This is a genomic window from Paracoccus sp. S3-43, from assembly GCF_029027965.1.
Taxonomy (GTDB): Bacteria; Pseudomonadota; Alphaproteobacteria; order Rhodobacterales; family Rhodobacteraceae; genus Paracoccus.
The window spans coordinates 1,613,301-1,625,787 of the sequence record NZ_CP119082.1 but is presented as its reverse complement, the minus strand read 5'-3'; the positions used below and the strand labels follow the sequence as shown (position 1 = coordinate 1,625,787).

General features: G+C 61.7%; 14 protein-coding genes and 1 tRNA gene. 8 read left to right on the top strand and 7 right to left on the bottom strand.

The window, feature by feature from the left end; all coding sequences use genetic code 11:
* Window positions 1-112: 112 nt before the first annotated feature.
* The 8 genes from phaC (at window position 113) to PXD02_RS08415 (ending at window position 7,349) form a co-directional block, all read left to right on the top strand.
* On the top strand, window positions 113-1,900 hold the full coding sequence (gene phaC, locus PXD02_RS08450) for a class I poly(R)-hydroxyalkanoic acid synthase (protein WP_473092076.1): 1,788 nt from the start codon (window positions 113-115) through the stop codon (window positions 1,898-1,900).
* A 184-nt stretch (window positions 1,901-2,084) separates the two neighbouring features.
* Window positions 2,085-2,549: a Phasin gene (locus PXD02_RS08445; protein WP_275103485.1), complete on the top strand. Its 465-nt coding sequence runs from the start codon at window positions 2,085-2,087 to the stop codon at window positions 2,547-2,549.
* A gap of 149 nt (window positions 2,550-2,698) precedes the next feature.
* Window positions 2,699-3,310: a polyhydroxyalkanoate synthesis repressor PhaR gene (gene phaR, locus PXD02_RS08440; protein WP_275103484.1), complete on the top strand. Its 612-nt coding sequence runs from the start codon at window positions 2,699-2,701 to the stop codon at window positions 3,308-3,310.
* 38 nt (window positions 3,311-3,348) lie between these two features.
* Window positions 3,349-3,438 (top strand) — tRNA-Ser (locus tag PXD02_RS08435).
* Between the two features lie 698 nt (window positions 3,439-4,136).
* Complete coding sequence (locus PXD02_RS08430; RefSeq protein ID WP_275103483.1) at window positions 4,137-4,355, top strand: DUF4258 domain-containing protein; 219 nt, start codon at window positions 4,137-4,139, stop codon at window positions 4,353-4,355.
* A 159-nt stretch (window positions 4,356-4,514) separates the two neighbouring features.
* Entirely contained in the window at window positions 4,515-5,024 is a 510-nt protein-coding gene (locus PXD02_RS08425) for a hypothetical protein (protein WP_275103482.1), read from the top strand.
* Window positions 5,021-5,407 carry a hypothetical protein gene (locus PXD02_RS08420; protein ID WP_275103481.1) on the top strand — a complete coding sequence of 129 codons (387 nt, stop codon included), beginning with the start codon at window positions 5,021-5,023 and terminating at the stop codon, window positions 5,405-5,407. The genes PXD02_RS08425 and PXD02_RS08420 overlap by 4 nt, the downstream gene beginning before the upstream one ends.
* A 19-nt stretch (window positions 5,408-5,426) precedes the next feature.
* Window positions 5,427-7,349 (top strand): UvrD-helicase domain-containing protein, encoded by a 1,923-nt coding sequence (locus PXD02_RS08415; RefSeq protein WP_275103480.1) that lies wholly within the window; start codon window positions 5,427-5,429, stop codon window positions 7,347-7,349.
* Between the two features lie 40 nt (window positions 7,350-7,389).
* Here PXD02_RS08415 and PXD02_RS08410 read toward each other — a convergent pair whose 3' ends face one another.
* The 7 genes from PXD02_RS08410 to PXD02_RS08380 all read right to left on the bottom strand — a co-directional run bounded on the left by PXD02_RS08410 (window position 7,390) and on the right by PXD02_RS08380 (window position 12,439).
* On the bottom strand, window positions 7,390-7,770 hold the full coding sequence (locus PXD02_RS08410; RefSeq protein WP_149590033.1) for a hypothetical protein: 381 nt from the start codon (window positions 7,768-7,770) through the stop codon (window positions 7,390-7,392).
* Window positions 7,770-9,092, bottom strand: a complete 1,323-nt coding sequence (locus PXD02_RS08405; protein WP_275103479.1) for a recombinase family protein — start codon at window positions 9,090-9,092, stop codon at window positions 7,770-7,772. Before PXD02_RS08405 ends, PXD02_RS08410 begins: the two co-directional genes overlap by 1 nt.
* Window positions 9,089-9,589, bottom strand: coding sequence for a DUF2924 domain-containing protein (locus PXD02_RS08400; protein ID WP_275103478.1), 501 nt, complete (start codon window positions 9,587-9,589; stop codon window positions 9,089-9,091). The genes PXD02_RS08405 and PXD02_RS08400 overlap by 4 nt, the downstream gene beginning before the upstream one ends.
* Entirely contained in the window at window positions 9,586-9,804 is a 219-nt protein-coding gene (locus PXD02_RS08395; protein WP_275103477.1) for a hypothetical protein, read from the bottom strand. The genes PXD02_RS08400 and PXD02_RS08395 overlap by 4 nt, the downstream gene beginning before the upstream one ends.
* A gap of 228 nt (window positions 9,805-10,032) precedes the next feature.
* Window positions 10,033-10,881, bottom strand: coding sequence for a hypothetical protein (locus tag PXD02_RS08390; protein ID WP_275103476.1), 849 nt, complete (start codon window positions 10,879-10,881; stop codon window positions 10,033-10,035).
* A 147-nt stretch (window positions 10,882-11,028) separates the two neighbouring features.
* Window positions 11,029-11,760, bottom strand: coding sequence for a hypothetical protein (locus PXD02_RS08385; RefSeq protein ID WP_275103475.1), 732 nt, complete (start codon window positions 11,758-11,760; stop codon window positions 11,029-11,031).
* 1 nt (window position 11,761) lies between these two features.
* A complete protein-coding gene (locus tag PXD02_RS08380; protein ID WP_275103474.1) occupies window positions 11,762-12,439 on the bottom strand; it encodes an XRE family transcriptional regulator in 678 nt (225 codons plus the stop codon).
* Window positions 12,440-12,487: the final 48 nt, after the last annotated feature.

Below are 12,487 nucleotides of genomic sequence, written 5' to 3'. Positions count from 1 at the left end.
GCAGCCAACCCCGGCCGCCGAATCCCCCGCGCCCGTCGCCGCCCCGCCGCTGCATCGGGACCAGGCGTCCCCGGCCGAACCCGCCGCCGGTCCGGGCCGCGCCCCTCAGGCCATGGCCGAGGCCCTGGCGCGCGGATCGTCGGGCGCGACCGCCCGCAAGCTGGCCGAGAACATTGAGCGGATCGAGGCCCTGGGCCAGCGGCTGATGGCCGCGCTGACCGCTCGGCCCCGTCCCAATCCGGGGATCGAGGCGCCGGGGCCCGATCTGTTCCTGACCGCCGCCAATGCCTGGGTCAAGACGCTGTCCGAACAGCCCGCCCGCATCCTGGAAAACCAGGTCAATTACTGGGGCGAGACGCTGAAGAACTATGCCAGCGCCCATCGCGCGCTGACCCTGGGCAAGGCCGAGCCGGAGGGGGGCGAAGGGCATAGGGGCGACAAGCGGTTCGCCAACCCGCTGTGGGACAGCCATCCCTATTTCAGCTTCGTCAAGCGGCAATACCTGATCAATTCCAAGGCGCTGAAGGACGCGGCGGGCAATCTGCAACTGTCCGACGACACCGCCCGCCGCCGCATCACCTGGCTGACCGATCAGATCGTCGACATGATGGCGCCCACGAATTTCCTGGCCACCAATCCCGACGCCCTGGAACGGGCTGTCGAGACCGAGGGCGAAAGCCTGGTGCGGGGGCTGGAAAACCTGGTCCGCGACGTGGAACGCAACAGCGGCGACATCGTGGTGTCGCTGGCCGACCGGGATGCCTTCTCGATCGGCGACAACATCGGCACCTCGGAAGGCAGGGTCGTGCATCGGACCCCGCTATACGAACTGATTCAGTACAGGCCCGCGACCGACCGGGTGTTCGAAACGCCGCTGCTGATCTTTCCGCCCTGGATCAACAAGTTCTACATCCTCGACCTCAAGCCGCAGAACAGCCTGATCAAGTGGCTGACCGAACAGGGCCACACGCTGTTCGTCGTCAGCTGGAAGAATCCCGATTCCAGCTATGCCGATGTCGGGCTGGAGGAATACGTCGCCGCCTATCTGGAGGCGATGGACAAGGTCCGCGACCTGACCGCCCAGCCCCGCCTGAACGTCGTGGGCTATTGCATCGCGGGCACCACCCTGTCGCTGACCCTGGCGCTGCTGAAACAGCGCAACGACGACCGGGTCGCCTCGGCCACGCTGTTCACGACCCTGACGGATTTTTCCGATCAGGGCGAATTCGTCAGTTTCCTGCAAGACGATTTCGTGACCGGCATCGCCGACGAGGTGAAGCGCCACGGCCTGCTGCGCGCGCAGTTGATGTCGCGCACCATGAGCTTTCTGCGCCCCAACGACCTGGTCTGGGGTCCGGCCATCCGCAGCTATATGATGGGAGAGTCGCCGCCCGCCTTCGACCTGCTGTTCTGGAACGGCGACAGCACCAACCTGCCGGGCAAGATGGCGATGCAATACCTGCGCGGCTTGTGCCAGCAGAACGCCTTCGCCACCGGGGGCTTCGAGCTGATGGGCCACAAGCTGCATCTGTCCGACGTGACGACGCCGCTCTGCGCCATCGCCTGCGAAACCGACCACATCGCGCCGTGGAAGGATTGCTGGCGCGGCGTCGCGGGCATGGGGTCGAAGGACAAGACCTTCATCCTGTCGGAATCGGGCCATATCGCCGGGATCGTCAATCCGCCAACCAAGAAGAAATACGGCCACTATCTGGGCAGCACCGATTTCGGCGGCAGCTATCAGGACTGGAAAGAATCAGCCAGCTTCGCTCCGGGCACCTGGTGGACCCGCTGGGCCGATTGGCTGGCCGAACGGGCAGGGGGGATGGTGCCCGCCCGCGAACCCGAAGCGGGGCTGTGCCCGGCGCCGGGAACCTATGTCCACGAACGGGCGGCGTGAAGTCGGGTTGAAACAACAGGTTGCACGAAGCAACCCGATTTCAACCCGGATTTTTCTGCGGCGCAGCATAAAATACTTGAAATGCCGCGACGCAGCATTCATATTCCGGTCACGAGAATGGCTTTAGCTGCGGAAACCTCTCTCATCGAAACGTCCCTTCCGCTGCGCTGATAGGAGTGATGACATGGCAAAGACCCCCGATTTCGCAAAGACCTTCCAGGACATCCTGGCCAACTTCCCGGTCGACACCTCGTCGTTCCAGGAAGCCTTCAAATCCCAGAGCGTCCTGGGCGAGAAACTGGCCCGCGTGACCCTGAACGCCGCCGAGCGTTCGACCGAGATTTCGGCCCAGTGGGCCAAGGACACCATCGCCCGCGTCGGCGAACTGGCCGCCGTCAAGCAAGAGCCTGCGGACTATGCCAAGTCGCTGACCGATTTCGCCTCGGCTTCGGCTGAAGTCGCGGCCGAGCACCTGTCGGCCTTCGCCGAAGTGGCGAAGAAAGTCCAGGTCGACACCGTCGACCTGCTGCTGACCGCCGGCAAGGACGTTGCCGCCGACGCCCGCAACGTGGCGGAAAACGTCGTGCGCGAAAACCAGGCCGCCGTGAAGAAAGCCTCGGCCGCCGCGACCACCGTCGCCGCGCAGTAATCGCGATCGGCCGACGATCCGAAGAAAGGGGCGGTTTCGCCCCTTTTTTCATGGCTGCGGCCCAGGCCCTTGGCAGGTGCGGAAAATTGCTTTGCCTTTTGCGGATGCAGCACCCATCATGGGGCGAATTCGCATGACCGGGGTCAGCCATGCCCGCACCGACCACGCCGCTTCTGATCAAACGCTATGCAAGCCGGCGGCTTTATAACACCGAAACCAGCGACTATGTGACGCTTGACGACATCGCCGCCTTCATCCGCGCGGGGCGAGAGGTGAAGATCGTCGACCTGAAATCGGGTGACGACCTGACCCGGCAATACCTGTTGCAGATCATCGCCGAACACGAAGGCCGGGGCGAAAACGTCCTGCCGATCGACGTGCTGACCGATCTGGTCCGCAGCTATGCCACCAGTGCCCATTCCGTCGTCCCCCAGTTTCTGGCCGCCAGCTTCGAGATGCTGCGCGAAAGCCAGTCGAAGCTGATGGAGAACATGGCGGTCATGCCGAACCCGATGACACGGGTGCCGGGCTTCGACGCCCTGCACCGCCAGCAGCAGGCTTTCCTCAAGGCGCTGATGGGCGGGTGGAGCGGCAGTTCCGGTCCCGCACCCGAGGATCTGGACGACGCGGCCCCGGCCGCCGAAAACGCTCCCGCCCGCAAGCCCGATCCCAAGCGCGGCGCCGCAGCCGAGGAAACCGAGGACATGACCGAAATCCGTCGGCAGCTTGCGGAACTTCAGCAGCGTATCTCGAAGCTCTGACTTGCGCCTGCCGCGGACAAGAGCTAGACCCCGCGCACGGACAGTTGGCCGAGTGGTCGAAGGCGCACGCCTGGAAAGTGTGTAGGCGGGGAACCGTCTCGAGGGTTCGAATCCCTCACTGTCCGCCATCATCCCTGTTGCGAACACGGATAGGCGCCCATAGCGGCGCGGAAATAGTCGTGTTTTCAAAGGGCTTTGCCTCCCCCATGCGTACCTCTGAGACAGCGCGCCAGGCCCGTTCCGGGCTCTGAACGGCGCTCCGTCTCTGTTCGGGCGAACCTCGCCGTTTTCGGTTCGGTCGGAAATTCCCTCGCCTTTCCAATGACCTGACTTTCAACACCGCCAAAACTTCGGGCCTTGTGTCAATCGCCTTCGAGGGGACCAGAGCCGCAACACGCAGGAGGCGCAGCCGCTGGATGCGCTGGCCGGAAGGAGCGTAGCGGTACGGGTGGTTTGCAGAGTGGCTTTCGCTCGACAATGACTATTCTCGTCAGATCACTCCCAAGCGCATCGTCATCGCTTCGAGCCGTGCTCTTCCATCCAGCCCAGATCGCCCAAGCACAGCGCAGAACCTGAGCCCATGCTGCTCTGACGCGGCTGATCGAGATGGGGATTGCGGATACCAAGGCGTATGACGTTCGACGTTCCCAGCGCACCAAGCACCGAAGCCGTGGTGGTGAGCTGGGCGAATTCGACATCGGCACAGCTTAGATCCTCGCTCGACCCGCGTCTGACAGTCCCCAGTCAAACTAGCCAATACAAAGCATGTTGACATAGCCATTTCTTGGCTCATATAAGGGGTCACGAACCGGCTAAGGATGTCGATATGCGCACAGAACACATGGAACATCGGATGCGCCAGCGTGGCATCTCCGAGGAAGAGATCAGCGTGGTCCTCGAACTCGGTGAGTGGAACGCTCGCGCAGACCGCCTTGTCTTGTCCGGAGACGCATGTGCGCGGGCGGAAAGGGCGCTCAGGAAGGAAATCGCGGCGCTCGAACGCAAAGCCAAGGAGCAGCGTGACCTGTGGAGGAATGAAGGATGAACTGCGAAGAGATCGATCGGAAGCGGATGAGGCTGAAAGTCCTTGAACGTCTGCGTCGGGCTGGTGGAGCGACGCTGGCTATCGGGGATGACGGAGCAACCCAGATCACGGTTTTCCGCAACACCAAGAGGTTCCGTCACAACGCCAAGAGGTACTGCCGTGGCTGAAAAGCATACTCGATCCTTCACGACAAAGCGTGGGGAATTCACCGTGCGTGTTATGCAGGACAAACTTGCCGCGCATGCAGAAGAGGACGTCGGGCACGCCAAGAGCGACCGAAAGTTCAACATCCGCGTAAAGCAGGATGATGTGTGCCTGCTAGACGCACTCGCCAAGACTCACGGAGTGACGCGATCAACGCTGATCAATCAGATCCTGCATGACATCCTGCGCGATGAACTAATGAGCATCGAAGAGGGTGATGCGCGGGTCCTGTTGGCTCACGTCGCAGATCTGTCCGCATCGTACGACGATCTGTCTCTGCCTTGGGTCTATGACGCATTGGGTCCCAACTTTCGACACATGCTTCACAGCATGTTGGAGTACAGCAACCCGCATGGCCAACCACCGGACGTGAGTATGTCAGCAGGGTATCAGTACACGGAAGAAGACTATCGCAGCCCCACCTATCTCGGCCTGCGTGACAAACTGAAAGGTCTGGCCAAGTGACCAACGGAATCCTGTCCAAACTGATTAATGAAATCGGCGAAGCTCAAGCGGATGCACGCACCGAGAGTTACTCCATGGTCAACGTGCGGCCCGGCGATAAGGTCGCAGCGATGCTTGACCTCCTCTCCAAGCTGGCGGGCAAGAGCCCCTCCGCGCTGATTACAGATGAGATTTCGCGCCGCCTGGCTGACTATGCTGCATCTGCGACAATCAACGCGGATGCGATCATGGATGCTGCAGAGCATGCTCTTGAGCGCGAAAATGCTTACGGTTTCCAGGAAGGCAGTGCGCTCGACTATCTCCAGAAAGCTGGCATCCTAGAAATTGAAGACCCCATCAAGAAGCAAATGCGGGAAATCCTCATTTCTCCCAAAAAGAATTGATATCGGAGCGTATATTCCAATGATTCAGCGAGCAATTTATCCGCCTCTGGTAGAACATCCCAGGCTTCGCCAAATTCTAACTGAGGGGGAAAAGAAAGTCCTCGATGTCTTTAACGATCACCTGCCGAGTGATTGGGAAATCTACATCCAGCCACACCTCAATGGCCTAAGGCCGGACTTCGTGCTCATGAATCCAAATGGTGGCATCGGAGTATTTGAGGTTAAAGACTGGGACCTTCGCGCCATGCGATATTTCACCAAAAAGGACCAATGGGGCCATACACTGTGGGCTGAGCGTGATGGCAAGGAATTCTGCATTCAGAAAGAGAACCCCATTACGAAGGTCAACCTTTACAAGAAGGAAATATTCGATCTGTACTGTCCGAGGCTTCAGAAGGGGAATGGCTGGGCCGCGATCACGGCCGGCGCAATTTTTCCTTTTGCTCGGGCGGATGACGTGAAGAAGCTCTTCGAGCCGTTCCTCAAGTCGACATCCGGTGACAGATACGCCAGGTATCAGCCTGTGAGCGGGATAGAAGAGCTCTCCTCCGGAGACTTGGAAGCTATTTTCCCGGAGTTTTCGCGGACGGGCTCACGAGTAATGTCGGAAGATCGTGCGCAAGATTTACGGGGATGGCTGGTCGAGCCAGATTTCGCGTCGACACAGAGGAAACCATTGGTTCTGGATCGGAACCAGCGTACCTTGGCAGAAACTCGCACTGACACAGGATATCGCAGGATCAAGGGCCCTGCTGGTTCCGGAAAGTCCCTAGTACTCGCTGCACGCGCAGCACGTCTTGCGAATGAGGGGAAATCGGTACTCGTCGCCACCTTCAACATCACGCTGTGGCATTACCTGCGGGATCTCATCGTTCGTGATATCGAGGCCCCTCATCGCATCAGGAACATCCAGTTCACGCATTTTCATCTCTGGTGCAAACACGTCTGCCACGAGGTTGGCTGGGAGCATCGGTATGACGACCTGTGGAAGTCAGTATTTTCGGATGGACGGAAAGAAGATGTTCTGAACGTCGCGCTTCCTCGACTAGCGGAGGAAGCGATCAATCAGCCTGGCGCGAGCAGGTATGACGCGATCCTTGTTGATGAGGGGCAGGACTATCGCCCGCTCTGGTGGAACGTGTTGCGCCAGGCGTGCAAGCCTGACGGTGAAATGCTTCTAGTGGCCGACGCCACTCAGGATGTCTACGGCACAGCAAGGGCATGGACGGACGATGTCATGAAAGGTGCCGGGTTCCCCGGTGGCCGGTGGGCACAACTAAATGTCAGCTATAGGCTGCCCCCGGACGCTCTGAACCTAGCACGGAACTTCGCCGAGGCTTTCCTGCCGAAAGAAGTGATTGATCTTCCTGAGCCGGAGCAAGGATCGCTAGACCTCTACCCCTGCCATCTTCGCTGGGTGCAGTGCGACCCAGACAACGCGGAGAAGGTCTGCTCGGACGAGATCCTCTACTTGATGCGCGAGACCGGAAAGGACGGTTTAGCCAATGCGGATATTACGATGCTGGCTGGAGATATGAAGTCCGGAGCCAGCGTCGTAGAGCGCCTTTCGGAATATCGCATTCATGCAGTTGACACCTTCGGCGTGGATCATCGCCGCCGAAAAATGGGGTTCTACATGGGCGATGCCAGGATCAAGGCAACGACCTTGCACAGCTTCAAGGGTTGGGAAGCGCGCCTCCTTGTCGTCTACGTCACCGAGGCTGCGCACGCTGAAAGCTTGGCTTTGGTATACGCTGGCTTGACCAGGTTGAAGAGAAGCCAAGAGGGGAGTTGGCTAACAGTGGTATGCTCGGCGCCCGAGCTTTCAGATTACGGGCGGACGTGGGCGCAGCATAAAGACATCACGAAGCCAAAAGCATTGGAAGAAAATCCCTACATCCAAGCAATGGAAGGTCTCATCAGGATTGGTTCGAAGACTTAATCTCTTTCGATTGAACGCTCTCGTTTCGGTCGGTCGGCATTCAGTCGAACACCCGCCCCGGCTGCTCGTCCCACGGCAGGGAGGCCACGAAACACAAATCGTAGATGCTGATTGTCGAGGGCTCGCGGTGGACGACGAGCCGCTCGAGAACCTCTGGCGCAAGCCACGCGAGGCGCAGGAGGCGGCTGACGTAGCGGTCGGAGAGGCCCTCGTCGGCGGCGAGATCGGCGAGCGTGGCGACGTCGCCGCGTTCCAGACGCTGCCGCCAGCCCCATGCCCGGCCAATGGCGCGCAGCAGGTGAGGATCCTGCCCGCGGCCCATGGCGGCCTCGACATGCTTCGGCGGCAGGATCCGGGGACGTCCACCGCGGCGGCGCAGTTCCAGCGGGATGTGGACGCGCAGGGTTTCGGGCGCGGGCATCAGGCGACTTCCTTCTTCGGCGGGGCCATCAGGGTGGCGATGGCGCCGAGGCCGTCGTGGCGCAGGTCGATGGCGAGGCCGGCCTCGCTTACCGTGATGCGCGCGACCAGCAGCTGGACGATGCGCGCCTGCTCGGCCGGGATCAGCGCCTTCCAGAGGTCGTCGAACTGCGCCAGCGCGGCGACGACGGTGGTCTCATCGAGATCGGGCCGTTCCTTCCGGACCGCCCGCGCGGTGCGCGCCGCCACCTCCGGCGTGCGCAGCATCCGGCGGATTTCGCCGATGACGGCCTCCTCGACCATGGCACCCGGCAGCCGCTGCGGCCCGCGCAACTCGGCTGCAGGACGTTTCCGGATCACGTCCATGGACGTGTAGTAGCAGTAACGCTTGCCCTTCCGCTTGGTGTGGTGCGGCGTCATGGCGGCACCGGTCTCGGTGAAGATCAGCCCGCGCAGGAGCGCAGGTTGCGCCGTGCGCGCTACCGCCGCCCGCGCCACGCGGTTGTTGGCGATGACCTCGTGGACCTCGTCCCACAGCTTCTTGTCGATGATCGCCTTGTGCTCGCCGGGATGGACCTCGTCCTTGTGCACGGCGAGGCCGAGGTAGACCTTGTTGTGCAGGAACTTCAGCAGGTAGCCCCGGTCGAACACTGCGCCGCGCTTGGTGCGGATCCCGCGGGCGTGCAGCTCCTTCAGCACCTGCGCCGTGGAACTGGATCGCGCATAGAGGCGGAAGATCGTGCGGACCTGCTCGGCTTCGGCGGGCTCGATCGCCAGCTTGCGGTCCTTGACGACATAGCCGAGCGGTACCGGGCCGCCCATCCACATCCCCTTCCGGCGGGAGGCGGCGAACTTGTCGCGGATCCGCTCGCCGATCACCTCGCGTTCAAACTGGGCGAAGCTGAGCAGGATGTTCAGCGTCAGCCGCCCCATGGACGTCGTGGTGTTGAAGGACTGCGTGACTGAGACAAAGGTCACGCCGTGGCGGTCGAAGACCTCCACCAGCTTCGAGAAATCCATCAGCGCGCGGCTGAGGCGGTCGATCTTGTAGACCACGACCACGTCGATCAGCCCGGCTTCGATGTCGGCGATAAGCTGTGCCAGCGCGGGGCGATCCAGCGTGCCGCCGGAGAAGCCGCCGTCGTCGTAGCGGTCGCGCAGGGCGACCCAGCCCTCGGCGCGCTGCGAGGTGATGTAGGCCTCGCAGGCCTCGCGCTGGGCGTCGAGGCTGTTGAATTCCATGTCGAGCCCTTCCTCGCTCGACTTGCGGGTGTAGATGGCGCAGCGCAGGCGGCGGACGGGTTCGAGCTTGGCGCGGCTCATGGGCGGGCCTCCGCGCCATGGGCGAGCCCGAAGAACTTCCAGCCGTTCCAGTGACTGCCGGTGATCGCGCGCACCGCGGCCGAGAGCGACTTGAAGCGCCGCCCCTGCCATTCGAAACCTTCTGTCAGGACGGTGACGACCTGCTCCTCGCCCTGCCACTCGCGCACCAGCTTGGTGCCGGGGATCGGGCGGCGGGGATCCGCGATCAGCGGCCCCGGCGCGCCCGAGGCGACCTCGGCCGCCAGCGCGTCCAGCGTGCGCCGCGTCGCGGGCTTGATACGGCCATGGGCCAGTTCCTGGATGCGGTAGCCGATCCGCAGCTCCAGGTTCCCACGGCTGGCGTTCGGCGCGGGTTCCCCGAACATGACCCGCCACCTGGCCTGCAGCTCCGGCACCGTCATGGCCTTCAGCGCCGCCAGCTCGGTCAGGACGTCGATCCCCTCCGCCTGGCGCGCGAGCGCGGCCTTTGCTGCTGATTTTCTTGTGTTTTTCCTCATGCCTCGTCTCCAACTCGGTTTTGCACCTGTCTCCGACGACGGCGTCTGAGGGCGAGAATGTCCAGCGAACTGTCTCCGTCGATCGGAGAAATATCGTTCGTTTCCAGTGGGTTGGTGCGCGCGATGGCGCTGGCGAGGATGGCGGCCAGCTCCGCGAGCCGCTCATCGGTGGTGAGCGTCTCGGCGGGGGGCGCGAAGGCGATGTCGTCTTGCATGGGGAGCGAACCTACTGAGGCGGTTTGCTCCGTGTTCACCGTCTGCGGCGAGGGAATGCAAGTTAAAACAAGGGGTTGTCGTAGAAGCGCGAGGCCGCGAGTATGAGGTCGTACGAGACTATAGAAGGCTGAGGTTAGCTTGAGTTCGGCCGGAATCAAGCGCCGCTGTGTGGACTGCAGGACCAGCTATAGGGTCTGAAGCCTGTTCGCCGTTCTCGTAGATCGGTTCTATTTCTCCAAATCCGACGAAAAATGCACACGCCCATCATCATCGCAAACTAATTCACCAGTCTTGAAGGGATCTTCGGCTAGGCGGTCTTCATCCCCTTCAGCCAAAGCGTCCAAATAGTCAATCAGCCGGTCGGCGTCATCCGAGTAGTGTCCCTTCAGATCATCCTTCAGCACCAAGAAATCACGGTGAATACGCCTCAGAAGATCAGTCAGGTGGGCGACAGTATCGGTGGCGGACACGAACTCATTCCAAGTCAGGGAGATCGGAAGGATCAGTTGGTCGTAGTCGATGCCTTGGTCCGTTTTTGCCTGCTCCCGCGCGTATTGCTCGAAGTCTTCATTTCGGAAGACAACTTCGACACGGAAAAGGTCGGCAGCGATTCCCTGAACCGTAAGATCGGCAATTGTCCAAGGCGTGGTGCCAAAGCTTTGAAAGACGTCATATGCGTCGAATTTTTTTATAATCCGTTGATCCTCGAACCACTCGCTCTCGACTAGATGGAGTTCGTGTCGGAGGACCGCCTGCACATAGCCCGGGCGGAAGGTCGGCAACAACGCTTCGACGAAGGCCCCGAGATCTTCGTCGCGCCCCTTAGCGACGCCCTTAAGTATGTTCTCGTGGATGCGGAATTCACCCTCGACGGTCTGATCCAAGTAATCATCCTCGAATGAAATACGGATCATTCGGTCGTCTTCGTCCCCGTCTGCTCCCTCTGGCAGATCCACGGGCCAAGCCGAAAGGAATGGCACTTCCACCCCGACAAGCGCCTCGAGCTGCTTATCCACGGCCTGAAGCACGCATTCATAGATGCTGTAATCGGATAGTTCGTGCTTCGTCTCGGTCATGTCCGTAACGGTGTGCAACAGGTTGGAACAAGTTGAAACAGGAATATTTTCGGCATACCCTGACCGCAAGCCCTCACCAATCGTCGGTCAGTGTCGCAGCTCATTTTTTCCAAGGACTTACCTGACCTGTTAGGGGGGCGACCGCAGTCAGTGCCGCGTCGCCCCTCGCACCATCCCATCCGTCTCCAGCCGCAGCGCCGCCCGCCACAGCGGGGTCTTCATGAACACCGCGTCCTCGAACCGATAGCTAGGCGTTCCACGCTCCTGCTGCAGAAGTCCCGCCCAGCAGAGCGGGCGCAGCACCTGGATGTAGAGCTGGCCCATCACATCGTCATAGTGCGGGACCGGCCCTGCCTCGGGTTCGCCGAAAAGCACGCGGCGGAGGTAGGCGCCGGTCGCACCATCCTCGGTCTCGACATTCAGCACGTTCAGGAACACGTCCCAATTGCCGAGGATCGGGGCATCGTCGAAGCGAGACATACTGGCGTGGTTGATGCGGAACAGGAAGAACGGGACGACCGTGCCGAAGATCCGGCCGGGATGACCCGCCATCGCATGGCTCGCCTTGGTCAAGCGGAACTCGCCCTTGTAGTGCCGCCCGAGCTTCATCGCGATCATCAGGTCGTGCAGCACCATGAGCGGTGCGAAGTCGGGCTCGTTCAGGACCTTGTTGACGGCGAAAAGGTCCGCCTCGGTGTGGCCGGGCCAGTCGAACTCGGCCGCGGCCCAGTGCACGAATACCCGCTTGAAGGCCTTGGACGGCGTCAGGGGAATGCCGCCATTCTCGCCGATCCAGGCGAAGGTCTTCTCCATCCCGCGCACCAGCGGCGAGAACGCAAGCGCCGGATCGGCATCGTCGATATCCCGGAACGCGATCACCTCAGATCTCCCGCGCGAACCAACGGATGCGGCCGACGATGTGGATCTCGTCGGCCGTTCTTTCGTATTCGGGGTAGTGCTTGTTGTCTGAGATGACGCGCACTGCGGGCGGGTCGCTGTTCGGGATATGCTCGAGCCGCTTGGCCACCAGCCCCATCCCGTCGTCCAGCACGAAGATGCCCGGCGGGTTGGGCGCGCGGCGGGTCATGTCGACGAGCACGGCGTCGCCGCTGAGGAGTGTCGGCGCCATGCTGTCGCCTTCCACATGCATGATGCGCAGTTGAGACGGGCTGGCCTTAAGCTTGTGGCGGATCCACGACTGGCGGAAGTGATAGACACGGCCGGGGGTGTCACCGTCTTCGGTTACCACCGCGCCGCCGCCCATCGAGGGCCGAGGTGTGGCGTGGGCGATGGCCACGAAGGTATCGTCGGGGTTCTCGACGAAGGGGGGCGTGCCCTCGACCTCGCCGATGCCGTGGATCAGCCAGTCGCGGTCCACCTTCAGCACGCGCGCGACCTCGGCCAACCGGTCGAGGCCGGGGCGGGCGGAGCGGCCGCGCAGGATGTCGTAGACGAAGGAGCGGTGCACGCCGGCCATCTCGGCGACATGGGCGGGTGTCAGGCCGAGCTGATGGGCGCGGGCCCGCAGGCGGTCGGCCAGGGTGTGCTGCTCGGTCATGTTTTCCCCAAGGGTATGTGGATGAAATAGGATAAAACAGGATTGATG

What these genes read in the sequence shown, in the direction of transcription:
- phaC (WP_473092076.1), top strand. Translation starts at nt 113, where the DNA reads ATGGCCGAGGCCCTGGCGCGCGGATCGTCGGGCGCGACCGCCCGCAAG.
- PXD02_RS08445 (WP_275103485.1), top strand. Translation starts at nt 2,085, where the DNA reads ATGGCAAAGACCCCCGATTTCGCAAAGACCTTCCAGGACATCCTGGCC.
- phaR (WP_275103484.1), top strand. Translation starts at nt 2,699, where the DNA reads ATGCCCGCACCGACCACGCCGCTTCTGATCAAACGCTATGCAAGCCGG.
- PXD02_RS08430 (WP_275103483.1), top strand. Translation starts at nt 4,137, where the DNA reads ATGCGCACAGAACACATGGAACATCGGATGCGCCAGCGTGGCATCTCC.
- PXD02_RS08415 (WP_275103480.1), top strand. Translation starts at nt 5,427, where the DNA reads ATGATTCAGCGAGCAATTTATCCGCCTCTGGTAGAACATCCCAGGCTT.
- PXD02_RS08410 (WP_149590033.1), bottom strand. Translation starts at nt 7,770, where the DNA reads ATGCCCGCGCCCGAAACCCTGCGCGTCCACATCCCGCTGGAACTGCGC.
- PXD02_RS08405 (WP_275103479.1), bottom strand. Translation starts at nt 9,092, where the DNA reads ATGAGCCGCGCCAAGCTCGAACCCGTCCGCCGCCTGCGCTGCGCCATC.
- PXD02_RS08400 (WP_275103478.1), bottom strand. Translation starts at nt 9,589, where the DNA reads ATGAGGAAAAACACAAGAAAATCAGCAGCAAAGGCCGCGCTCGCGCGC.
- PXD02_RS08395 (WP_275103477.1), bottom strand. Translation starts at nt 9,804, where the DNA reads ATGCAAGACGACATCGCCTTCGCGCCCCCCGCCGAGACGCTCACCACC.
- PXD02_RS08390 (WP_275103476.1), bottom strand. Translation starts at nt 10,881, where the DNA reads ATGACCGAGACGAAGCACGAACTATCCGATTACAGCATCTATGAATGC.
- PXD02_RS08380 (WP_275103474.1), bottom strand. Translation starts at nt 12,439, where the DNA reads ATGACCGAGCAGCACACCCTGGCCGACCGCCTGCGGGCCCGCGCCCAT.